Source organism: Xylella fastidiosa (genome assembly GCF_011801475.1).
Classification (GTDB): domain Bacteria; phylum Pseudomonadota; class Gammaproteobacteria; order Xanthomonadales; family Xanthomonadaceae; genus Xylella; species Xylella fastidiosa.
On the sequence record NZ_CP044352.1, the window covers coordinates 1,025,733 to 1,047,214 of the forward strand.

Below are 21,482 nucleotides of genomic sequence, written 5' to 3' on the forward strand. Positions count from 1 at the left end.
TAGCTGGCCAAGCGTCAGTGCAGGTGACCACCCTCACCATGCACGTGGCCGTGCTCGATTTCTTCTTGAGTCGCCTCGCGCACCTCAACGATCTCCACCTCAAAATGCAGATCCTTACCAGCCATCGGGTGATTCAAATCGACATCGACCACAGTCAGCCCAACCTTCTGCACAGTGACGGCTTGTGTTCCGGTATTGGTTTGCAACACCACCTGCATCCCTGGGGTGACGCGGGTATTCCCAAACTTTTTCTTCGGTATCCTTTGTGTCAGCCCTTCGCGGTACTCCCCGTAGGCATCAGCGGCCTTGACGTCAACGCTGAAGCTTTCCCCAGCGTGCTTGTCCAGCATTGCCTTCTCCAAGCCTGGAATGATGTTGCCGTGACCGATAAGGATTGCCAACGGATTGCGCTCCTTAGAGCTTTCGAACGGCGCTTGACCGACCTCGGAAACAATGTAGTGAAAGCGAACAACACAGTCTTTTTCTATCTTCATATCTCACTCGTTGATGGGGCTATACGGTGACAGCCATGTTAAGCATGGCTTGTCGACGGGCGGTGCGTACTGGGGCGCACTGTGATGAGGGTGGAAACGTAAAGGCGTTCGATTATCCTGACTCCATGAATAACAAGCCAGTTCCCATTGTTTTGCGGAGGACGTCCATTGGTTCGATCCTCTTCATCCTCCCTGCAATGCTGATTGGTTGCAGTCGCGTGCCGGTCAAAACACAGCCCAAGCTCGCTTCAGTCAACGTGTGGCCCCTCACAACCCCAGCCAATCCAGAGGCAGCCAATGAGGTCGTGATGCGTGCCTTGAGCTTGGTTGGCACTCCGTACCGCTTCGGTGGCAACACCCCTGAGAGTGGATTCGACTGCAGCGGTTTAGTCAGCTACGTCTACCGCGATGCACTCGACTTGCGTCTACCGCGCACTTCCTACGAGCTGGCCGCAGTGCAGGGTCCCAAGATTGACGCTGAACAACTGACCACTGGTGATTTGGTGTTCTTTGGGAGTGCCCGTAGTGTCACTCACGTGGGCATCTACCTCAGTGAAGGTCGCTTCGTACATGCCCCCAGCAGTGGTGGCACCGTGCGTTTGGATCGGCTTGATACCCCTTACTGGAGGGATCATTACACTGGCGCAAAACGTGTTTTACGCTGAATTGCAACAATCATCACTATACATAAAACGGAAATTTAACCTTTTTTGAACCTTATGCGAGCTGGACCGGGGCATCATCCACCCTTACTTTCGAAACACTGTGATGCTCGCGTGAAGATAAAAGACGAACAGTTTAAATCTAACCCCGCTGTCCATCCATTTCAGAAGCCGCTTTATCTACTGTGCTCAACAACGCTGTTATTGGGTCCTATATCGGCTCTGGCGCAGGATATGACGCAACTCCCGGCTACTGTTGCCCTTCATGCCACTCCCGAGGGTGCTCAGGGTGAGTCTGCTACTGCTAATACTACTGCTGTTGCCGCTACTCCCCCTCGCAACCGTACTGATGCGGCTACCACTGTTGCTTTGGCCGCATTGCTGCCGCATCTGGCCAACAACGATACGATCCCGCTGATGGATCGTTCTGCCCTGTTTACTGGTGACATGAATCGTGCGTTGACTGGTTACGATGTATCCCAGAGCACCCTTGCAGCGGCCGAGAAAGCAGTCACCGATAAAAAGACCCAAGTAGTCCTCAGGCGTGCAATGAACCTGCTTGGTACCCCCTATCGCTGGGGAGGCGCTCGTCCTGGAGGTTTTGATTGCAGTGGCTTAGTCAACTATGTGTTCCGTACTGCGCTTGGGATCCAGTTACCGCGCGTCTCCCGTGATATGGCGCGTCACTCTGGCGGTGAGTTGATTAAGGATCGTAAGGAGGTACGCACCGGTGACTTGGTGTTCTTCGGTAAAGCTGGTCGTATTACCCATGTAGGGATTGTTCTGGATAAAGGGTTATTTCTGCACGCTCCCAGAACTGGTAAAGACGTTCGTATGGATTCCTTCTCCAGTGGCTACTGGAGCCATAAATTTATCCAGGCGCGTCGCGTCCTTTGAATGATTCATACACTTTACAGTGTCATCGGATTGAAGAGGAGAGAGTATCTTGAATGCACTTTTTTCTTTGGAATCAGAAGAATGGAGCATCTGCCATCTCTGTCAGATCTCCCATACCTTAATTTAATTTTTGCAAATGTATGCTTGGGTGTCCGTCGATCGTGATGCCGATAAATCAAGGGATTCTCGTTCGCATCACAGGGTTAAAAACATGACATTGATAGCGCTTTCACTTGCCTACATGCTTATTTGAATTGTTCCTGATCTTCCCTGGGGCGATACCCTGAACTGGTGTGTCGTCCCTACCCATCGCCACGCATGATGCACATGTAATAAGTATTAAAGCTTTGCTGGCGATACCCGTTTGATGTGCTGCTGCCATCGCCATCGCACCTCCAGGAAGCTTGAAGCCTCCTTGTGCATCTGTTTTTCATAATCCAACGTGCTTGAGATTGCCGATATTGATGTTGCATCTTGCTCCACTGACGTATGGGCCAATGCTGTTTGCCCGGGTTCCATCCATCCTCCCCGCACCTGGACCTTGATTGCCCGGTAAAGTACCCCATCGCAGCAACCGTTGCGCCTTGCAATGCTGGTCATCCAACACAGACTCAGATAAGGGGGCACGCTTGCCCTCACTATTTGCAGCTGATGTCTTAAGCAAGCCTGTATAAATATGGAGCACCGCAGTGCGACGCAATCTGACTGAGCACCGCTCGCGTCGCATTTTCTTGGACACAATCAGGATGTCCCAATTCCAACGTTACTGGACGCTGCCTCGTAAACCGTTGTATTCAGTAATCCCGTTTCTTTTGCCACCAGCACCGGCACCAACATCTGTCCGGTGACGTTTGTCATAGTGCGCATCATGTCTAACACGCGATCAATGGCATACAGATAACCAATTACCTCCAGCGGCAAATGAGCTGCACTCAGCACCACGGTTGCCATCACCACCGCCGTACCTGGCACCCCGGCCGTGCCAAAACTGCCGAGTACCGATGCGATAAAAATGACGAAATATTGATTCGCGGTCAGCGGCACCCCGGTGTACTGAGCGATGAACACCGCACACAACGCTGGAAAGATCGCCCCGCAACCGTCCATCTTGATGCTACTACCCAGCGGCACAGCAAATGCAGCGTAGTCCTTGTTAACCCCCAGATTGTGCGTAATCGCGCGTAACGCCACTGGCATCGCAGCAAAGCTGGAAGAACTCACAAAAGCGACCTGCATCCCTGGCGCGACACCCCTGAAAAACTTCAATGGACTCAAACCATGTGCCAGCAGAAGCCCGCTGTACACCACCACAATGTGTAACGCACATGCCAAATAAAGTGCCAATACAAAGTGACCGAAAGGCAGCAACTTCTGAAAACCATAGCTCCCGACCAACGCAGCGATTAATCCAAAGGTCCCCAGTGGTGTCATCTCCAGCACAAAGCGAGTGATTTGGATCATGATCTCGCTCATCTGCCCGATCAGCTTGCGTACCTCCGTCACGCGTTCCCCAAGCTTGACAATGGCCAAGCCCAACAGCGCTGCGAAAAAGATTACTGGAAGAATTGAGCCACGTCCGGCCGCCAACGTCGTTTCCCCCGTGTTATTACTGCGAGTCCCGATGCCGGTCAATGCATAAAACGGATTGGATGGCACCACATCCAGCAACACATGCACCGGACTCGGTACATCTGGTGGCGCCCATGCCGCATCCACACTCACAGTGAAGTCACCATTACCGGGTTTCAGCAACGTACCCACACCCAATCCCACACACACCGCCAAGGCTGCGGTGACGATAAACCACAGAAACGTGCGTCCGCCCAACATGGCGACCGATCGTTGTCCGTGCAGCGCCGCAATCGCGTTAATCACCGCGAAGAACACCAGCGGTATTGCGATCATCTTGATCAACGTGACATACAGTGTGCCCAATGGTCCAAACCAAGTTTTGGCGGCCGGTCCCATCACCCAACCAACTAGAGCCCCGAGTACAAAACCCGCGACCACGCGTTGCCAGAACGGAATCCGTAACCAACCCGAGATCAACTTCATAATGAAAGAGTGTCCAAAATGGGGGAACAGACAATAGCCCTTGTGTTATTCGTATATGAAACCACAGTTGAACACTGTCATCTATGTGACTTTATCGTCTGTTAATAATGAATGCGTTTCTCAATTTGTCGACCATCAAATCACATTATGTTCCGACGTTTTTCTACTTTCCTCATTCTTCCTGTCGTGTCATTTGCCATAGCGGTTTCTTTCCCATCTGCTGCCACTTCTACTACCCAGCTGAGCGTGCCCAAAGTGACTCCTCCTGCCGCTGAGACCCCGCAATGGTGGTATCAGAGCGGCGCTACACGTGCTGCGGCTAACGGTGCCATGGCTGGCAAAGCCAAAAACGTCATCCTATTTCTCGGCGACGGCATGAGCTTCACCACCGTAGCCGCTGCACGCATCCTGGAAGGCCAGCGCAACGCTGCCACTGGCGAAGAGAACGTATTGTCCTGGGAGCATTTTCCTGCCACCGCATTCAGCAAAACCTACAACACCGATGCCCAGACCGCAGACTCAGCCGGTTCCATGACCGCGATCACCTCTGGAGTAAAGACCCACAGGGGCGCGATCGGCGTCAGTGCAGGTCAGCGCAACGACTGCGTTGATAGCCTCGGCAAAAGTCTACTTACCTGGCTGACACTGGCAGACAGTGCCGGTATGGCGACCGGCATCATAACGACCACCCGTATCACTCACGCCACCCCGGCGGCGCTCTACGCACATACCCCGGAACGTCATTGGGAAAGTGATGCCAACCTGCCTGAAGCCGCCAAAGCGGGCGGCTGCCGCGATATTGCCCAACAACTCCTCACCTCTACCCGCTATGGGCGTGGTCCTCTGGTGGTGCTGGGTGGTGGTCGCGCCCAATTCATGCCTGCGCACCAACATGACCCCGAATATGCTGAGCGTACTGGCTTACGTTTGGATGGACGCGACCTCATTGAAGAATGGAAACGTGCACATCCCAATGGTGCTTATGTGTGGAACACCCACCAATTCAACGCTGATGCTGGCGCACCGGCCCTGCTGGGTTTATTTGAGCCCAGCCATATGCAGTTTGAACACGATCGCGACCGACACCCCAACGGCGAGCCTAGCTTGGCCGAGATGACACGTACCGCGATCCAATCGCTGTCTCGTGATCCACATGGTTTTGTACTGATGGTTGAAGGAGGCCGGATTGATCACGCCCATCATGCCGGTAACGCCTACAGAGCCTTGGATGAAACCATCGCACTCTCAGATGCAGTACGCGCCGCCGTACAGACAGCCCCTAAAGATACCTTGATTATTGTCACTGCCGACCATGCCCATACCCTTAACTTTGTTGGCTACCCAGTCCGCGGCAACCCCATATTGGGCAAAGTGCGTAGCAGCAGCCGTGATGCAGGAGACCGCACCCAGTACGCACATGATTTAAATGCCTTGCCCTATACCACATTGACTTACGCAAACGGTCCTGGCCACACCGCCGCCAGCAATACACAGTCGGCTGGAACCAAACACTTCAACCATCAACCCAGTACCTATGAATTAGTCCGTGGTCGCCCAGATCTGACCACGATCGACACCCAAGCGCCCGACTATCTGCAAGAAGCACTGGTCCCACTGAAGAAGGAGAGCCACAGCGGCGAAGACGTCGGCATCTGGGCCACAGGCCCCGGCAGTGCTGCGTTCCGCGGCGTCCTTGAACAACATGTCATCTACCATGTCATCGTCCAAGCGACACCCGCATTACGCCAGCGCCTGTGTGCCGCTGGCACATGTAACGCCGCTGGCGTGCCGATCAAGTTGCCACAGCTGGCCGACTTCGAACGCAAAGACCAGAGCAGGGAGTGAACCACTCCCACCATGCCTCCCTGATGTACACCATGCGTATCCTGAGCAGCCTTGGACCCACAAAATGCCTGATTGCTCACTCCAAGAGTGTCCGTATCGCTCCCCTTCGAGGGGCAATCCCCCAGGCCGTCAAAACCACTATATTGAGTACCACGCCCCCCGGCCCATACCCCACACAGCCTCCGATCCGTAGTGTTAGTGCATACACAACAACCCGCGTGCCGTATCAAACGCTGATGTCCACGAGCACAGCGAACAGGCATTGCTTTTTGGTGTGACACATCATGTCTGCCTGTGCCTGTGCCTGTGCCTGTGCCTGTGCCTGTGCCTGTGCCTGTGCCTGTGCCTGTGTATTTGAATACACCAGGAGACACACTCCCTACCGCCGCTGGCGGCTCGCTGAGTCAGCAGAGATACTGCATCCCCATTTCACCCCCCTGCATTGACCGTGTCTTCTCCCTTTCCCCGCATTCCAGATCCTGGCGTTCCCGTCCTGGTTGCTTTCAGCGGCGGATTGGATTCAACCGTCCTGCTGCATTGCTTAGCCAGCCAGCCAACCCAGCGCATCCACGGCCTGGAAGCCATCCACATCCATCATGGACTCAATGAAAACGCCGATGCTTGGACCGCCCACTGCGCCGCCTTTTGCACACAACACGACATCCGCCTACACATCGCGCGTGTCCACGTTTCCCACAACAGCGGACAAGGCTTGGAAGCGGCCGCCCGCACCGCGCGCCGCGCCGCATTTGCCCACACCTTGCAACATGGCCACTACCTGGCATTGGCGCATCATTGCGATGACCAAGCCGAGACATGGTTGTTACGCGCACTACGTGGCTCCTGCGACGGACTCGCCGCCATGCGGCCATTGACCCCATTTGCCGCGGGCCACCTGTGGCGTCCCCTGCTGACCCACTCCCGGGCGCAATTATTGGACTACGCACAACAGCAGCACCTGGATTGGATTGAAGATTCCAGTAACGCGGATCTGCGTCATGACCGCAACTTCCTGCGCATCCACGTATTGCCATTACTGCATCAGCGCTGGCCCCAGGCCACGGCTGTACTGGCCCGCAATGCGGCACTGGCAGCGGCCAACGCCGACCTCCTCAATGCTGAAGATGCCGTACTGCTGCCTGACCTACTTGACCCTGACGGCGCATTGGACATCAACGCCCTCACTGCCCACCCACCCGCACGGCGCGCCCGACTGCTGCGCGCCTGGTGTGCCCGCGCAGGTGCTCCCCCACTCCCTGAGCGCGGTGTGAACATTATCGAGCGCGAACTACTGCCTGCCAGACACGATTCCGCCGCCTGCTTCACCTGGTCTCATACCGAGATCCGGCGCTGGCGCCTGCGCCTATACCTGCATCGTCCACAACCGCCATGGCCCCCTGACTGGCAGCCCCTGTGGAGCGGCACCGCACCGCTGATCCTGCCTGATGGTGGCCAACTCCACCTAGAGAGCACCGATCACGAGACCGTGCCCGGTTTTCCACACCCCCTGCGCGTGCGTGCCCGCCGTGGAGGAGAGCGCTTGATCTTGCCTGGGCGTACCCATTCCCACCCCCTCAAACACCTCTTGCAAGACGTCGGCATCCCCCCCTGGCGGCGTGCATCAATGCCCTTATTGTGCGACGGTGAACAGATCCTCGCCGTTGGCGATGCCCTACTGGCCGCACCACTGGTCACCTGGTTGCAGGCTCATCGCCTCAAACTACGCTGGCAATACCACAACAACACATGCATTTGACCATCCCGATGACACCCCGCACACTTGCCCGATGCCAAAACGCTCCCCGCCAGACACCTCCCCCGTTGCCCGCTTTGAACAGTCTCTTCAAGAATTGGAGCAACTGGTACAGAACATGGAAACCGGAGCACTGAGCTTGGAACAGTCCCTTGGCGCTTACGAACGCGGTATCGCCCTGTATCGTGAATGCCATCAAGCCCTGGAACAAGCGCAATTGCGCGTCCGGATATTGAGCGATCCAATGCACCCAGATGACGGTGAACCGTTTGATCCCAGCCTCGTGAGTACATCCCAGTGAGCAAAGCGCTGTTCACGCGCTGGTGCCAACGCACCGACAGCTACTTAGAACGAACGTTATCCATCCCCACCCAAGCACCACAGCGGCTCCAGGCCGCGATGCGATACACCGTACTGAGTGGCGGCAAACGCATCCGTCCCTTACTGGTTTACGCTGCCGGCCACCTGTTTCATGTCGATGAACCCCTACTCGACGTACCGGCTGCGGCCGTGGAACTGATCCATGCCTATTCCCTGGTGCATGATGACCTTCCCGCCATGGATGACGACCTCTTACGCCGAGGGCGTCCCACCGTCCATATCGCCTTCGACGAAGCCACTGCAATCCTCACTGGCGACGCCTTGCAGACCCTGGCGTTTGAATGCTTAGCCGATGCCCCAGCCGACACCTCCCTGCGTATCGCCTGGTTACAGACATTGACACACGCCGCAGGAGTTGCCGGCATGTGTGGCGGCCAGGCACTAGATATTGACGCCACTGGCCAATCCCAGACACTCAAAGCACTGGAAGCCATGCATGCGTTGAAGAGCGGCACATTGATGCGAGCCGCCGTGAGAATGGGTGCCCTGGCTGGCGACCCTTCCGCGGAGGATCTGCACTCCCTGGACACCTTTGCGGCCACCCTTGGATTAGCATTCCAAGTGCGTGACGACATCCTGGATATCGAGTCTAGTTCCGAACAACTTGGTAAAACGGCTGGCAAAGATGCCATACAGCAGAAATCCACCTTCCCCGCCCTGCTGAGCGTAGAAGGTGCCAAATGCTATTTACAAGAATTGGCAGAACGCCTGTACACCCAATTGCATCCTTACGGCGAACGTGCTGCCCCCCTGACCGCACTGGCACGCTTGGCTGTAGAACGTGCTCACTGAGGTACTGCCTGACGGCCCATGAATCCAAATAGATGCATCCTGGAGTGGCGCAACTCCTCATCGCCTCCTGCTGTTGAGCAGCGTCACCTTGCGGCTATACCCAGCTCAAACAGCTACACAGCTACCGTGATAGCGATTATCAGCGTTGATGAACAGCGCCTCCCTGCTGCCGCACCCCTCCAGAGGCCCCCCATCACACCAATGCGCCCAACCATGACAACGTCATGCCATGAAAAATCTCAACATCTCAAAATGATTCCAGCCTGCTCATAGCAGAGGAGCTGATAAGCGTCGCTGATCCGCGATAAAGTGTGATAAACATCAGAATATGGACCGATAAGGAACTGAGTCACCCGCTATGGAGATGGAACTCAAGCAGACACCCCGCCACACCCAGGCAACGGCGCCCTTATTCATCACCGTACCCTGTGTCGTTGCAGCGGCTTGGCCGATCCCTGCACTACCGCATCACCCCTGCTACAGCAACGTACAACGCTGCCCCAGCGCATCACTGCATCAAACCAGCGCTTTGAGGAGTGCCTAGATCACTCCGAAGGAATCTATTTAGTATGTTTATTGACAGAAAGACACCACGGAGTGTGTTGAGATTCTTTCATGGTGAACCTTACATCTTTGGAGCGTGTTTTGAACATTAAACTCAAAGAATATAAAGAATATATTGCTGCGCATCATTATTATGTTATTGGAGTATTTATCTTCTTGCCGATGATTGTCAGTAAAATCGCAATATTGATCGGGGTGGCCAATATTGGTTTTGTTTCCCCATGGGAAATATCTTATCGGACGGCATTCGGCGGTGCCGAGGGGTATACCCTGACAATGGTGATGTATTGGGTGATGTCGCCTCTTGCGTTTTTGTGGTTACATTCACAAGCGAATTACCCAGGTATGTCTTTGAGAAAAGCGATTATTCTGCTTCCTGCAGCATGGTTTCTGTCAATTATTTGTGGAGGTGGCATGATTGAAAATATGTCTGTTGACTATCTTACTAAGGCATCAGCTTATACTGTGGGAAGACGATTTTCAGGTCAACTATTTTTCTCATTGGGGGAATCGCATTTTGGTTTTTGTATGATATACGCGATGCTTGTTTTTATGTGTGTTGCAATTTGGTATTGCACATTATCTTTAACGTTGCGTTTAATTTTTAAGAGACTTTAATAGGAGTGATAGCGTCATGAGTAATAATACGGAAGATACAGGTAAAGCAACATCTCATCAGATGGATGACAGTACTTTCAATGAGTGGAGCGAAGTATTGAAAGCTGGGTCTTTGGCATTTATTCAAGAGTATGAAAGATAGTAAATTAAATCTTTAATGTGGGTATCTATAATGTTTATTCGACGCTTAAGAAAAATTTTTATTTTATCTATTCTTGTTGCAGGAGGTAGTTTGCTTTCAGGGTGTGGTATGAATTCGGTAGAAGGTTCAGGTGAAATCAACATGGCAGCCCATGATGCTTTGGCAGAGACTGGGCTCTGCCAAACTAATATGGATTGCAGGAATAAATGTCTTGTATTTTGGGATGGAAATGAGAAAAGAGTGTATCTTAATTTTTATGTTGGCTCAAAGAAGGTTAATCCATCGTTGATCGAAAAGGCAATTTTGAAAAGGAAAGAAGAAATTGGCATGCATACAACAGTGATGATCTCATTTTACAATAAAACGAAAGATGAGATGGAAAATATTTATAAGATGATTTTTGTGTCCCCATATTATAGAAAGGATTTATGATGAGTAATAATATATCTGTTCAGATTAAGTATGATGTTGGTGGTCAAGATGGTATTCCACATACTTTCATTGTGATTACCTTGCCCGATGGGAGTGAGCGTGAGTATGGATATGCACCCGCATGCGTATGACAAAATTAAGAGCTTTAATAATACTCTTCGTGGTATTGGTTGTTCTTCCAGCCTTCCTTCTCGCCCTCTTTGTGATCTATTTAAAACTCCAGGGTAATACATATTATCTTAGTATCAAAAATTTAACGAATCATTCTATCTATATCAAGGAGGTATTGGCAGATGATAGATCTGTTGGATTGAAAGAATTTACCGTTGGCCCCACTGAAATTTATTTAAATTATTTTCATGGCGTATTTAAATCGAAAAAGGTAGAGACAATGACGTTTAAAATCATTGATGAGAACAAAAATGCAGCTTCTTTGAGCTGCTCTCTGAAAGTGCCTTATGAGGGAATAAAGAACTGTCTTTTGATGTTCTACTATAGAGGAGTATCAGAAGATGCTAAATGCTCGTGTGACAACCTTGATGAAGCGGACTGAGACGAACGATCAGTAAATATCATTCACATCACCAGGCCTGCGTACACTGGCACTCTGTTGCAGCAAGTTTGCAATGACGTAGACGGCACCCACACTGCTCGCGTTGCCACACTCCTGCACGTTAGGTGATGGGTGAGATAAAAATCACCCAATGGTTGGGCACAAACAAAAAAGTGTGATAGAAATAACGCAATTGAACCGATAAGGAACTGAGTCACCCGCTATGGAGATGGAACTCAAGCAGACACCCCGCCACACCCAGGCAACGGCGCCCTCATTCATCACCGCACCCTGTGTCGTTGCAGCGGCTTGGCCGATCACCTGCACTACCGCATCACCCCCGCTACATCAACGTACAACGCTGCCCCAGCGTATCACTGCATCAAACCAGCGCTTTGAGGAGTGCCTAGATCACTCCGAAGGAATCTATTTAGTATGTTTATTGACAGAAAGACACCACGGAGTGTGTTGAGATTCTTTCATGATGAACCTTACATCTTTGGAGCGTGTTTTGAACATTAAACTCAAAGAATATAAAGAATATATTGCTGCGCATTCTCGTTCTGTTCTTGTGGTGTTTTTCTTCTTGCCGATGATTGTCAGTAAAATCGCGATATTGATCGGGGTGACCAATATTGGTTTTGTGTTGTCATGGGAAACAGCGTGTCGCGCGGCATTTGGTAGTGCCGAGGGATATTCTCTGACCGTGCTCCTCTATTGGCTCATGTCACCTCTTGCGTTTTTGTGGATATTTTCGCAAGTGAATTACCAGAGTACGTCTTTTATAAAAATGATGATCATCGTTCCTTCGTGGTGGTTGATAATCATTGCTCTTGGGGTGATTGTTTTTGGTGAAGTCAAGCCTTCTTTTCTTGAATATTCAAGTTTTTCTCGGGCAAGGATTTTCTCACTTATGAGGTGGCATTGGGGTTTCTGCATGCTATATGGGGGGCTTGTTTTTTGTTTTTGTACAATGATTTATGGCGCATCATATTTAACGTTGCGTTTAATTTCTAACAGGCTTTAATGAGGAGTGTTATCGTCATGAGTGACAATACGGCAGGTAAAGCCGCATCTGATCTAGTTGATTACAATAATATAAATAATTTCAGTTCAGCCTATGCAACTGGGGTTATTGCCTTTACGCAGGAGTACCAGAATCAGTATTCCATAATGATCCGGAGTATGGATCCGCAAAAAGCCATCATTCAATCTTTGGTGGCTGCACATCAGCATCAGGCCGATCTGTACTGGGCGTATTCGGATAGAGCCAATCGTGCTGGAAATGCTGTCTTGAGGGATATGTATGCCGATGCGGCACTAGGAGCGGCTTACCAGACGCGGGATTTATCGCTGAAGACAGATAGCGCCCAGGCGATACTTAATTCACATTATGATCGGGCAAGATCAGGATATTCCGCATTAATCGAGGCCAGTCCAGCACTGCGCAATGCCTTGAAATATGCAGGGATTGCGGGTGATCTGGCGGGCATCGGCAATGCTCTCATGTTTGGCGGTCCCGGCGATGTTGCAAAAGCGTTAGGTATCATCGCTATTGGATTGGCCGCTGGGTCCTTAGTAGGGCTTGGAGCAGCGGCTATTGGAGCTACTGGACTTGGTGCTGCGGTTGCAGCTGGTTTGGCCGCTACTCTCGTGCAATTGACTGCCGAATACTTGATACCACAGGCATGGTGGGAAAGCATCGAGAATAAAAGCAAAGAAACATTCAAAGATCTCTTTGATCAAATCCGCCGTTTCACCCCGCGTCGCGACCCGCTAGTCCTGGACTTGGACGGTGACGGCATCGAAACCGTGGCCGCGGGTAAACATATCCTGTTTGATCACGACGGCGACGGCATTAAACACGCCAGCGGCTGGGTGAAGCCCGATGACGGCTTCTTGGTGCTGGACCGCAACGGCAACGGACGTATTGATGATGGCAGTGAATTATTCGGTGCCGATACCGTGCTAGCCAACGGTCACAAAGCCACCTCCGGTTTTGAGGCACTGCGCGACCTGGACAGCAACGGTGATGGCCTCTTCGATGCCGCCGACGCCCGCTTTACGGACGTGCGCGTCTGGCGCGATCTCAACCAAGATGGCCAGTCCCAGGCCAACGAGCTGTTCACCCTCTCCAGCCTAGGCATTGCCTCCATCACGCTGACCCCCACCAACACAGAGGATGTGGACTTAGGCAACGGTAACCTCATTGACAACCGCGGTACCTACACCCGTACCGATGGCCGTACCGGCGTGGTGGGCGACCTGCAATTAGGTCTTGAGCACTTCTACCGCGATTACAGCGGCGCTAAAGAGCAGGTGACCGTCACGGATGCCGCTGCGGCCTTGCCACATTTGACAGGCAGCGGTGCGGTGCGCGATCTGCAAGAGGCCGCCAGCCTGTCGCCCGCCTTATTGGCGGCTGTTCAGGCGTTGACACCCGGCACTACCCGCGACACCATGCGCACCGCGTTGGATCCGCTTCTCGCCCTCTGGGCCGGCACCTCGGCCATGCCTAGCACCGAGCAGCGCTTGGAGACCTCCGGAGCGGTGCCCCGTACCGTCTATTACCATGGTGCCGTTCCCGCTGCCGTGACCGCCCAGGGGAAGGAGGCAGTGCAAGCCTGGATACAGCAGCAGCACGCCCAACTCGGCCCGATCATCGCCATCTTGGAGAAGTTCAACGGCTCCAGCTTGGTCAGCGAACGCAATGGCCAGGTGTCCACAGGGGGCGAAACCTTCACCTGGAACCGTGTCATCCATCCTGACGGACACAGCGAAGACGTGATGAGCATCCTGCTCCAGCCGGAGCAGATCAATAGCTTGATGAGCGCCTACGCCAGCCTGAAAGAATCTGCCTATGCCGGACTGGTCCTCGGCACCCGGTTGAGTGATTACCTGTCTGGACTCACCCTGACCTACAGCAATGATGCCTTTGGATGGGATGCGTCCGCCCTAGAGGCCAAGCTAGATCACACCTGGCAGCACAACAAAACCCAAGCGCTTCAGGATGTCATGGACCTGTACCGCTATGGCAGTAACGCCGTAGCGGCGAGCGGCTGGAAACCCTTCGATGCCTTACGCCACATGATCGACCGGGCCGCAGCAACACCTGATGGGAGGCAGGCCCTGGCCGATGTGGGCATTCGCTTTATTTCTGGAAATGCCGAAGGCAGTGACGCCACAGATCTGCTGTTTGGCGATGCGGGTGCCAATCTCCTGCGGGGCGGCGGCGGTGATGATCTGCTCTCCGGCGGTGATGGAGACGACACCCTGGAAGGCGGTGCGGGCAACGATACCCTCTACGGCGGCGATGGCGATGACGTCCTAGACGGCGGCATGGGCAGCAACCGCCTAGAAGGCGGCGCTGGTAATGATGTCCTGAAAGTGTCGTATTGGTCCGCAGATAACGTACTGAACGGTGGCACCGGCGATGACACGTTGTATGGCAGCGCCTTTGCGGACACATACCTATTTAATCAAGGAGACGGCCACGACACGATCATTGAGCAAAGCGGTGATGACAAACTCGTCTTTGGTGAGGGGATTCTTGCCGCTGATGTCCGGTTACTACGCCAAGGGCAAGATGTGGTGTTGGACCTGGGGAACGGCCACGACAGCATCCGTTTGAAGGACTGGTTGACTTCCAATGGCACCCGCAACCATAGCGCCGATATTGAACAGATTGTCTTTGCCGATGGAACGCTCTGGACTCCGGAGACCTTGAGCAGCATGGGCCTCACCACGCTGGGCACCTTGGGCAATGACACCCTCAAGGGCTGGCAAGGCAAGGATATTCTGCTGGGCGGCGATGGCGATGACGTCCTAGACGGCGGCGAAGGCAGCAACCGCCTAGAAGGCGGCGCCGGTAACGATGTACTGAAAGTGTCGTATTGGTCCGCAGATAACGTGCTGAACGGTGGCAGCGGTGATGACACGTTGTATGGCAGCGCCTTTGCGGATACGTATCTATTCAACAAAGGAGACGGCCACGACACGATCATTGAGCAAAGCGGTGATGACAAACTCGTCTTTGGTGAGGGCATTGCAGCCGCTGATGTCCGGTTACTGCGCCAAGGGCAAGACGTGGTGCTGGACCTGGGCAACGGCCACGACAGCATCCGCTTGAAGGACTGGTTGACTTCCAATGGCACCCGCAACCATAGCGCCGATATTGAACAGATCGTCTTTGCCGATGGAACGCTCTGGACTCCAGAGACCTTGAGCACGCTGGGTCTGACGACGCTGGGCACTTCCGGCAATGACATTCTGAAGGGCACTGACGTCCGGGATAGTTTGTTGGGTGGTGATGGAGATGACACCCTCTACGGCGGTGGCGGCAATGATCTGCTGCTGGGTGGTGCTGGCGATGACGTCCTAGACGGCGGCGAAGGCAGCAACCGCCTAGAAGGCGGCGCCGGTAACGATGTACTGAAAGTATCGTATTGGTCCGCAGATAACGTGCTGAACGGTGGTACCGGCGATGACACGTTGTATGGCAGCGCCTTTGCGGATACGTATCTATTCAACAAAGGAGACGGCCACGACACGATCATTGAGCAAAGCGGTGATGACAAACTCGTCTTTGGTGAGGGCATTGCAGCCGCTGATGTCCGGTTACTGCGCCAAGGGCAAGACGTGGTGCTGGACCTGGGCAACGGCCACGACAGCATCCGCTTGAAGGACTGGTTGACTTCCAATGGCACCCGCAACCATAGCGCCGATATTGAACAGATCGTCTTTGCCGATGGAACGCTCTGGACTCCAGAGACCTTGAGCACGCTGGGTCTGACGACGCTGGGCACTTCCGGCAATGACATTCTGAAGGGCACTGACGTCCGGGATAGTTTGTTGGGTGGTGATGGAGATGACACCCTCTACGGCGGTGGCGGCAATGATCTGCTGCTGGGTGGTGCTGGCGATGACGTCCTAGACGGCGGCGAAGGCAGCAACCGCCTAGAAGGCGGCGCCGGTAACGATGTACTGAAAGTATCGTATTGGTCCGCAGATAACGTGCTGAACGGTGGTACCGGCGATGACACGTTGTATGGCAGCGCCTTTGCGGATACGTATCTATTCAACAAAGGAGACGGCCACGACACGATCATTGAGCAAAGCGGTGATGACAAACTCGTCTTTGGTGAGGGCATTGCAGCCGCTGATGTCCGGTTACTGCGCCAAGGGCAAGACGTGGTGCTGGACCTGGGCAACGGCCACGACAGCATCCGCTTGAAGGACTGGTTGACTTCCAATGGCACCCGCAACCATAGCGCCGATATTGAACAGATCGTCTTTGCCGATGGAACGCTCTGGACTCCAGAGACCTTGAGCACGCTGGGTCTGACGACGCTGGGCACTTCCGGCAATGACATTCTGAAGGGCATTGACGTCCGGGATAGTTTGTTGGGTGGTGATGGAGATGACACCCTCTACGGCGGTGGCGGCAATGATCTGCTGCTGGGTGGTGCTGGCGATGACGTCCTAGACGGCGGCGAAGGCAGCAACCGCCTAGAAGGCGGCGCCGGTAACGATGTACTGAAAGTATCGTATTGGTCCGCAGATAACGTGCTGAACGGTGGTACCGGCGATGACACGTTGTATGGCAGCGCCTTTGCGGATACGTATCTATTCAACAAAGGAGACGGCCACGACACGATCATTGAGCAAAGCGGTGATGACAAACTCGTCTTTGGTGAGGGCATTGCAGCCGCTGATGTCCGGTTACTGCGCCAAGGGCAAGACGTGGTGCTGGACCTGGGCAACGGCCACGACAGCATCCGCTTGAAGGACTGGTTGACTTCCAATGGCACCCGCAACCATAGCGCCGATATTGAACAGATCGTCTTTGCCGATGGAACGCTCTGGACTCCAGAGACCTTGAGCAGCATGGGCCTCACCACGCTGGGCACCTCCGGCAATGACACCCTCAAGGGCTGGCAAGGCAAGGATATTCTGCTGGGCGGCGATGGCGATGACGTCCTAGACGGCGGCGAAGGCAGCAACCGCCTAGAAGGCGGCGCCGGTAACGATGTCCTGAAAGTGTCGTATTGGTCCGCAGATAACGTGCTGAACGGTGGCAGCGGTGATGACACGTTGTATGGCAGCGCCTTTGCGGATACGTATCTATTCAACAAAGGAGACGGCCACGACACGATCATTGAGCAAAGCGGTGATGACAAACTCGTCTTTGGTGAGGGCATTGCAGCCGCTGATGTCCGGTTACTGCGCCAAGGGCAAGATGTGGTGCTGGACCTGGGTAACGGCCACGACAGCATCCGTTTGAAAGACTGGTTGACTGCCGAGGGTCGGCGTAACTACAGCGCCGATATTGAACAGATCGTCTTTGCCGATGGAACGCTCTGGACCCCGGAAACCTTGAGCAGCATGGGCCTCATCACGCTGGGCACCTTGGGCAATGACACCCTCAAGGGCTGGCAAGGCAAGGATATTCTGCTGGGCGGTGCTGGCGATGACGTCCTAGACGGCGGCGAAGGCAGCAACCGCCTAGAGGGCGGCGCTGGTAATGATGTCCTGAAAGTGTCGTATTGGTCCGCAGATAACGTACTGAACGGTGGCACCGGTGATGACACGTTGTATGGCAGCGCCTTTGCGGACACATACCTATTTAATCAAGGAGACGGCCACGACACGATCATTGAGCAAAGCGGTGATGACAAACTCGTCTTTGGTGAGGGGCTGCATCGGGAAGAGGCGTGTTTTACGCGCTCAGGTGATGATCTGTCTATCCTGTTCAATGGGAGTGAGGATCAGGTGACTGTGGCGGGTTGGTTCAGTGCGGCGGCGCATCAGGTGGAATCGTTGGTGTTCCAGGATGGGACGGTGCTGTCCGGTGAGGTGGAGCGTTTGATTGCGGCGATGGCGCTGTCCCCTGCGGTGACGACGACGCAAGCCAGTGTGCGTGATCACAAGGAGTTGCCCAGGTTGGTCGCCAGTTCGATTGTGTGAGTATGTGATCTGTTGTTGTGTTGCCAGGCCCCGCAGTTGCGGGGCCTGTTGTGTTGGGATGGCCGATACATGTTATTGCGCCGTTATACGCAGGTGCGTGGGTGGTCGCCGTGATGCAATGTCAATGCAATGAGAATGATGTGCCCTTTATTAAGGGCGCAGCCATGTGTTCGGTCCGTTTCGGTGATTGCTTTTGTAGTGTTGGTCTGCGTGGATGGTATGAATGGCATCCCTCGCGATGCACCGATTGCGAGGGATTGTCATCAACACTTGAGACATGGGTATGCGAATGTATCGGCAGTAACTCATCATTGTGAGTTTTCTGCAACGTTTCACAGGATGTTAGGGGTGGGTGGTGATGTGGTTCAATCCAGCACGGTTGAGGGTGTTTACTTTGGCAAGACCTCAGGTGTCTACTGGGTTTAGTTTCTCCGGATTGATGTTGTATTGCTCAATGGCACGTGCAACGTCTTTCCCGGTCATTTTGCCTTCTTTGGCTAATGCGGCAATCGCGGCGTGGGCGATAAAGTAGCGGTCCACTTCGAAGAAGCGGCGCAGGTTGCTGCGGGTATCGCTGCGCCCGAAGCCATCGGTGCCAAGGACGGTGTAGTGCATCGGTACAAAAGCACGGATTTGGTCGGCGAACAGACGTACGTAATCTGTTGCGGCAATGGCCGGTCCCTGACGGTTTTCCAGTTGTTGGGTGACGTAGGGTGTACGCGGTTGGTTGTCTGGATGGAGGCGGTTCCATCGTTCTGCATCAAAGCCATCTTTGCGTAATTCGCTAAAGCTGGGGCAGGACCAGATATCGGCAGTGATACCAAAATCTTGATGGAGTAATTCGGCAGCAGCAATAGCTTCGCGCAAGATGGTGCCTGAACCCAGTAATTGCACGCGCAGTTCGCCTTTTTTTGGTTTTCCGGCGTCTTTGAGCAGGTACATGCCTTTGATGATGCCTTGTTCTGCGCCGGCTGGCATGTCCGGATGGGCGTAGTTTTCGTTCATCAAGGTTAGGTAGTAGTACTCGTCGATTTGGTCTTGCATCATTGCTTTCATGCCATGTTGCAGGATCACGGTGACTTCGTAACCAAAGGTGGGGTCGTAGCTGCGTACGTTGGGGATTGCACCGGCCATCAGATGGCTGTGGCCATCTTCGTGTTGTAGGCCTTCGCCGTTCAATGTGGTGCGGCCAGCAGTGCCTCCAAGTAGGAAGCCGCGGGTGCGCATGTCTGCGGCTTGCCAGGCGATATCGCCGATGCGTTGGAAGCCAAACATGGAGTAGTAGATGTAAAACGGCAGCATGGGGACATCAGACACGGAGTAGCTGGTGCCGGCAGCCATCCATGAGGCGATTGCTCCAGGTTCGGTGATGCCTTGTTGCAGTACTTGGCCGGATTCATCTTCGCGGTAGTACATCAATTGATCGGCGTCGACTGGTTTGTATTTTTGGCCGAATGGGGCATAGATGCCGATCTGGCGGAAGAGGCCTTCCATACCGAAGGTGCGTGCTTCGTCGGCGACGATCGGTACGATGTGGGGACCGAGTGCTTTGTCGCGTAGGGTGATGTTGAGGCTTTGTACAAACGCCATGGTTGTAGAGTAGGTGCGTTCGCCGCTTGAGGTGAGGAGGCGTTCGTACTTGTCTAGGCCAGGGACGATGAATGATTTGCTGGATTTGGTGCGACGTTGCGGGAGGAAGCCGCCCAAGGCTTCACGGCGGGCAAGCATGTACTTTATTTCCGGCGAATCCGGGCCAGGGTGGTAGAACGGAATTTGATCCGCTGCGTCCAATTGTTGGTCGCTGATTGGGATGTTGAATCGGTCACGGAAGTGTTTGATTGCGTCGTGGTCCAGCTTTTTGGTTTGATGTGTGGGGTTCAGTGATTCGCCGGCGGTCCCCATGCCGTAGCCTTTGACGGTCTTGGCTAGGATGACGGTAGGCATGCCTTGGGTGTTGACCGCGCGATGGTAGGCAGCATAAATCTTGTGTGGGTCGTGGCCGCCACGGTTGAGGCGCCAGATGTCGTTATCGGATAGGTGGGCGACCATCGCAGCCGTTTCTGGGTACTTATCGAAGAAGTGTTTACGGGTGTATTCGCCACCGAATGCTTTGCAGTTTTGGTATTCGCCATCGACGGTTTCCATCATCAGTTTGCGCAGCACGCCTTGGGTGTCTTGGGCCAGGAGTGGGTCCCAGTGCGCTCCCCACAGTAGTTTGATGACATTCCAGCCACCGCCGCGGAAGACGCCTTCCAGTTCTTGGATAATTTTGCCGTTGCCACGGACAGGGCCATCTAGCCGTTGCAGGTTGCAATTGACTACAAAGATCAAGTTGTCTAAGCCTTCGCGGCCGGCGAGTGCAATGGCGCCTAATGTTTCTGGTTCATCGCTTTCGCCATCGCCGATGAAGCACCATACTTTGCGGTCGGATGGGGCGATCAGGCCGCGGTGTTCCAGGTATTTCATGAATTGGGCTTGGTAGATGGCACTCAGTGGACCCAGGCCCATTGATACGGTGGGTGTCTGCCAGAATTGCGGCATCAGCCAGGGGTGGGGGTAAGAGGAGATGCCTTTGCCATCGACTTCCATACGGAAGTGGTCGAGTTGGCTTTCGCTGATCCGGCCTTCGAGGAAGGCGCGTGCATAGATGCCCGGGGAGCTATGACCTTGGATGTATAACAGGTCGCCAGGATGTTGGGGGCTGGGTGCGCGCCAGAAGTGGTTGAATCCGACGTCGTAGAGTGTGGCTGAAGATGCGAAGGAGGCGATGTGGCCGCCGAGGTCGCCAGGCTTGCGATTGGCGCGTACGACGGTCGCCATCGCATTCCAACGGATGATGGAGCGGATGCTGCGTTCTAATGCGGGGTCGCCGGGGTTTTTGGCTTCGTCGGCTGTGGGAATTGTGTTGACGTATTCGGTGATGGGGGAGAAGGGTAGGTTGGTGCCAGTACGGTGAATCTGTTCGGCGACTCCTTCCAGTAATTGGTGTGCACGTTCGGGACCGGCGATGTCGATGACGGCCTTGATCGATTCGAGCCATTCCTGGGTTTCTAGCGGGTTTGGATCGTTGTGCAGTGCTTCTTTCAACCGGTTCATTAGTATTCCCAGGGCTTCGCGCGCGCATGCGCTAAGCGTTAAATATGTTTGGATGCGTAAGTGTAACGCACTGGTTCAATTGCATTCCTGGCTACATCGCGATTGCGTATGTAGCCGGCGTAGTACATTTGTGTGGGATGTTGCAATGGGGGCAAGACGTGAGGGCCTTGTCTGGTTGTTGGTTTGTTTGGGTAGAACTTTCAAAAGCGCATCCCTCGGTTTGTCAATCTCG

General features: G+C 53.9%; 19 protein-coding genes. 14 read left to right on the plus strand and 5 right to left on the minus strand.

What is annotated here, in order from left to right:
- Positions 1 to 14: 14 nt before the first annotated feature.
- A complete protein-coding gene (locus F7G16_RS04445) occupies positions 15 to 494 on the minus strand; it encodes an FKBP-type peptidyl-prolyl cis-trans isomerase (protein WP_004088666.1) in 480 nt (159 codons plus the stop codon).
- A gap of 35 nt (positions 495 to 529) precedes the next feature.
- Between F7G16_RS04445 and F7G16_RS04450 the strand changes: the two genes are divergently transcribed.
- Together F7G16_RS04450 and F7G16_RS04455 are read left to right on the plus strand one after the other, a co-directional pair.
- Complete coding sequence (locus F7G16_RS04450) at positions 530 to 1,159, plus strand: C40 family peptidase (protein ID WP_012382700.1); 630 nt, start codon at positions 530 to 532, stop codon at positions 1,157 to 1,159.
- Positions 1,160 to 1,213: 54 nt separating this feature from the next.
- Positions 1,214 to 2,053: a C40 family peptidase gene (locus F7G16_RS04455; RefSeq protein ID WP_004088664.1), complete on the plus strand. Its 840-nt coding sequence runs from the start codon at positions 1,214 to 1,216 to the stop codon at positions 2,051 to 2,053.
- Between the two features lie 430 nt (positions 2,054 to 2,483).
- Here F7G16_RS04455 and F7G16_RS04460 read toward each other — a convergent pair whose 3' ends face one another.
- Together F7G16_RS04460 and F7G16_RS04465 are read right to left on the minus strand one after the other, a co-directional pair.
- Positions 2,484 to 2,792, minus strand: coding sequence for a hypothetical protein (locus F7G16_RS04460; protein WP_228446146.1), 309 nt, complete (start codon positions 2,790 to 2,792; stop codon positions 2,484 to 2,486).
- Between the two features lie 2 nt (positions 2,793 to 2,794).
- Positions 2,795 to 4,108: a dicarboxylate/amino acid:cation symporter gene (locus F7G16_RS04465; protein WP_004088662.1), complete on the minus strand. Its 1,314-nt coding sequence runs from the start codon at positions 4,106 to 4,108 to the stop codon at positions 2,795 to 2,797.
- A gap of 111 nt (positions 4,109 to 4,219) precedes the next feature.
- On the opposite strand from F7G16_RS04465, the gene F7G16_RS04470 reads away from it, so the two are divergent.
- Positions 4,220 to 5,953: an alkaline phosphatase gene (locus F7G16_RS04470; RefSeq protein WP_172632646.1), complete on the plus strand. Its 1,734-nt coding sequence runs from the start codon at positions 4,220 to 4,222 to the stop codon at positions 5,951 to 5,953.
- A 226-nt stretch (positions 5,954 to 6,179) separates the two neighbouring features.
- Here F7G16_RS04470 and F7G16_RS04475 read toward each other — a convergent pair whose 3' ends face one another.
- Entirely contained in the window at positions 6,180 to 6,317 is a 138-nt protein-coding gene (locus tag F7G16_RS04475; RefSeq protein ID WP_162179011.1) for a hypothetical protein, read from the minus strand.
- 78 nt (positions 6,318 to 6,395) lie between these two features.
- Here F7G16_RS04475 and tilS point away from each other — a divergent pair, with 78 nt between their 5' ends.
- The 11 genes from tilS (at position 6,396) to F7G16_RS04525 (ending at position 18,154) form a co-directional block, all read left to right on the plus strand.
- Positions 6,396 to 7,709 (plus strand): tRNA lysidine(34) synthetase TilS, encoded by a 1,314-nt coding sequence (gene tilS / locus F7G16_RS04480; protein ID WP_004088659.1) that lies wholly within the window; start codon positions 6,396 to 6,398, stop codon positions 7,707 to 7,709.
- 31 nt (positions 7,710 to 7,740) lie between these two features.
- Positions 7,741 to 8,007: an exodeoxyribonuclease VII small subunit gene (locus tag F7G16_RS04485; RefSeq protein WP_004088658.1), complete on the plus strand. Its 267-nt coding sequence runs from the start codon at positions 7,741 to 7,743 to the stop codon at positions 8,005 to 8,007.
- The gene (locus F7G16_RS04490) at positions 8,004 to 8,879 is read left to right on the plus strand and encodes a polyprenyl synthetase family protein (protein WP_011098141.1); all 876 of its coding nucleotides are present in this window, start codon (positions 8,004 to 8,006) and stop codon (positions 8,877 to 8,879) included. The genes F7G16_RS04485 and F7G16_RS04490 overlap by 4 nt, the downstream gene beginning before the upstream one ends.
- Before the next feature lie 358 nt (positions 8,880 to 9,237).
- Entirely contained in the window at positions 9,238 to 9,423 is a 186-nt protein-coding gene (locus F7G16_RS04495; protein ID WP_225621627.1) for a hypothetical protein, read from the plus strand.
- Between the two features lie 71 nt (positions 9,424 to 9,494).
- Positions 9,495 to 10,061, plus strand: a complete 567-nt coding sequence (locus F7G16_RS04500) for a hypothetical protein (protein WP_004088656.1) — start codon at positions 9,495 to 9,497, stop codon at positions 10,059 to 10,061.
- A gap of 16 nt (positions 10,062 to 10,077) precedes the next feature.
- Positions 10,078 to 10,203, plus strand: a complete 126-nt coding sequence (locus F7G16_RS12525) for a hypothetical protein (RefSeq protein ID WP_012382697.1) — start codon at positions 10,078 to 10,080, stop codon at positions 10,201 to 10,203.
- Positions 10,204 to 10,233: 30 nt separating this feature from the next.
- Positions 10,234 to 10,635: a hypothetical protein gene (locus F7G16_RS04505; protein WP_004088655.1), complete on the plus strand. Its 402-nt coding sequence runs from the start codon at positions 10,234 to 10,236 to the stop codon at positions 10,633 to 10,635.
- A gap of 121 nt (positions 10,636 to 10,756) precedes the next feature.
- Entirely contained in the window at positions 10,757 to 11,188 is a 432-nt protein-coding gene (locus F7G16_RS04510) for a hypothetical protein (RefSeq protein ID WP_004088654.1), read from the plus strand.
- 223 nt (positions 11,189 to 11,411) lie between these two features.
- Positions 11,412 to 11,660, plus strand: a complete 249-nt coding sequence (locus F7G16_RS04515) for a hypothetical protein (protein ID WP_004088653.1) — start codon at positions 11,412 to 11,414, stop codon at positions 11,658 to 11,660.
- Positions 11,661 to 11,669: 9 nt separating this feature from the next.
- Complete coding sequence (locus F7G16_RS04520; protein WP_011098139.1) at positions 11,670 to 12,215, plus strand: hypothetical protein; 546 nt, start codon at positions 11,670 to 11,672, stop codon at positions 12,213 to 12,215.
- 17 nt (positions 12,216 to 12,232) lie between these two features.
- Positions 12,233 to 18,154 carry a calcium-binding protein gene (locus tag F7G16_RS04525; protein WP_167405109.1) on the plus strand — a complete coding sequence of 1,974 codons (5,922 nt, stop codon included), beginning with the start codon at positions 12,233 to 12,235 and terminating at the stop codon, positions 18,152 to 18,154.
- 405 nt (positions 18,155 to 18,559) lie between these two features.
- On the opposite strand, the gene aceE is transcribed toward F7G16_RS04525, so the two are convergent.
- On the minus strand, positions 18,560 to 21,250 hold the full coding sequence (gene aceE / locus F7G16_RS04530) for a pyruvate dehydrogenase (acetyl-transferring), homodimeric type (protein ID WP_004088516.1): 2,691 nt from the start codon (positions 21,248 to 21,250) through the stop codon (positions 18,560 to 18,562).
- Positions 21,251 to 21,482: the final 232 nt, after the last annotated feature.

Excerpts from the sequence above, each read along its gene's own strand:
- F7G16_RS04445 (WP_004088666.1), bottom strand. The coding sequence starts at position 494 with ATGAAGATAGAAAAAGACTGTGTTGTTCGCTTTCACTACATTGTTTCC.
- F7G16_RS04450 (WP_012382700.1), top strand. The coding sequence starts at position 530 with ATGTTAAGCATGGCTTGTCGACGGGCGGTGCGTACTGGGGCGCACTGT.
- F7G16_RS04455 (WP_004088664.1), top strand. The coding sequence starts at position 1,214 with ATGCGAGCTGGACCGGGGCATCATCCACCCTTACTTTCGAAACACTGT.
- F7G16_RS04465 (WP_004088662.1), bottom strand. The coding sequence starts at position 4,108 with ATGAAGTTGATCTCGGGTTGGTTACGGATTCCGTTCTGGCAACGCGTG.
- F7G16_RS04470 (WP_172632646.1), top strand. The coding sequence starts at position 4,220 with ATGCGTTTCTCAATTTGTCGACCATCAAATCACATTATGTTCCGACGT.
- F7G16_RS04485 (WP_004088658.1), top strand. The coding sequence starts at position 7,741 with ATGCCAAAACGCTCCCCGCCAGACACCTCCCCCGTTGCCCGCTTTGAA.
- F7G16_RS04495 (WP_225621627.1), top strand. The coding sequence starts at position 9,238 with ATGGAGATGGAACTCAAGCAGACACCCCGCCACACCCAGGCAACGGCG.
- F7G16_RS04500 (WP_004088656.1), top strand. The coding sequence starts at position 9,495 with ATGGTGAACCTTACATCTTTGGAGCGTGTTTTGAACATTAAACTCAAA.
- F7G16_RS12525 (WP_012382697.1), top strand. The coding sequence starts at position 10,078 with ATGAGTAATAATACGGAAGATACAGGTAAAGCAACATCTCATCAGATG.
- F7G16_RS04505 (WP_004088655.1), top strand. The coding sequence starts at position 10,234 with ATGTTTATTCGACGCTTAAGAAAAATTTTTATTTTATCTATTCTTGTT.
- F7G16_RS04510 (WP_004088654.1), top strand. The coding sequence starts at position 10,757 with ATGCGTATGACAAAATTAAGAGCTTTAATAATACTCTTCGTGGTATTG.
- F7G16_RS04515 (WP_004088653.1), top strand. The coding sequence starts at position 11,412 with ATGGAGATGGAACTCAAGCAGACACCCCGCCACACCCAGGCAACGGCG.
- F7G16_RS04520 (WP_011098139.1), top strand. The coding sequence starts at position 11,670 with ATGATGAACCTTACATCTTTGGAGCGTGTTTTGAACATTAAACTCAAA.
- F7G16_RS04525 (WP_167405109.1), top strand. The coding sequence starts at position 12,233 with ATGAGTGACAATACGGCAGGTAAAGCCGCATCTGATCTAGTTGATTAC.
- aceE (WP_004088516.1), bottom strand. The coding sequence starts at position 21,250 with ATGAACCGGTTGAAAGAAGCACTGCACAACGATCCAAACCCGCTAGAA.